The 1,097-nt window shown below is 55.5% G+C and carries 1 protein-coding gene and 1 pseudogene; both read left to right on the top strand.

Features of this window, described 5'->3' with window-relative positions; genetic code table 11:
- Window positions 1–565 (top strand): annotated as a pseudogene (locus tag DEO48_RS23025) (type VI secretion system tip protein VgrG); the annotation flags it as partial.
- Window positions 565–1,065 carry a DUF4123 domain-containing protein gene (locus DEO48_RS23030; protein WP_109846401.1) on the top strand — a complete coding sequence of 167 codons (501 nt, stop codon included), beginning with the start codon at window positions 565–567 and terminating at the stop codon, window positions 1,063–1,065. The pseudogene DEO48_RS23025 and the gene DEO48_RS23030, both read left to right, overlap by 1 nt.
- The last annotated feature ends 32 nt before the right edge of the window (window positions 1,066–1,097 follow it).

Raw genomic sequence — 1,097 nt, forward strand, 5'->3', positions numbered from 1 at the left:
CTCCTTTGAAGACAAAGCCGGGATGGAGCAAATCTACCTACACGGACAGCGGGATATGAACGTTGATATTCTGAATAATATCAATGAAATCACGGGAAATGATAAAACCGGACACATCAAAAACAACCTGTTTACCACCGTCGATAACGAATATCGTCTGCTGGCTAAACAGGATATCTCAGTGAATGGCGGTGCGGATATTCATCTGCAGGCCAAAAACAGCCTCTACGCGCAGACTCAGCAGGACATGCGCCTGATGGCCGGGAAAAAGGCGGTGATTGAATGTGGTGAATCGCTGACGCTGATCGTGGGCGGTCACTGGATCACCATTGACCCCACCGGCATCACCAGCAGCGACATGATTGGCCTGGGCAGCGGTGCACCAGGACGGGTGGGCGACTGGAACGGAAAATTGCCGGATGTACCAGGAATACCCGCTGAGCCCCCGCCGCCGACACCGGCTGCGCTGTTGCCGGTCACCGGTGAGCTGAAACCGCTGTGCCTGAGCTGCCTGATGAAGGCGGCCGGCAGCGGACAGACGCTGGTTATCAGGGGGCAGAGCTGATGCAACATCTCACCACAGAACAACTCGCCGATATTCCGGCAAAGCGCCTGTACGCGCTGGTGTGCGGTCTGCAGTATGACCGCGCTTTCGGGCGTGAACTCAGTTATGACAAAGAAACCACCTTACCGTTGTTCAACACCTTTCCCGACACACAGATTGCCTGGGCCGGACCGTGGCTTATCAATATTGCGGAGGTGCCCGAACGGGAGGATGAGCTGATTCAGCTGGAGCAACAGTTCCCCGCCGTGTCGTGGCTGGAGACCCGGGCAGATTTTACCGTGATGGCCGGTCATCTGGCTTCCCTGCTCAATATCCGGCTGGATGACGGCCAGGTGGCGCTCTTTCGTTTTTACGACCCCGGCGTGCTGCATTCGATAAACACTCTGTTATCCGAAGAGCAGCGTGCGCACTTTTTAACCGGGATTGAGCAGTGGCATTACCGGCATAACGGCGAGCATTTTACGCTGACGCCTTTTGATACCGTGCAGGAGAAACGATGAAATTCAGTGCAAAGCAGCTGCAGGCGGTGTCT

The organism is Enterobacter sp. CGMCC 5087 (assembly GCF_003144775.1).
In the GTDB taxonomy this organism is placed as follows: Bacteria; Pseudomonadota; Gammaproteobacteria; order Enterobacterales; family Enterobacteriaceae; genus Enterobacter; species Enterobacter cloacae_M.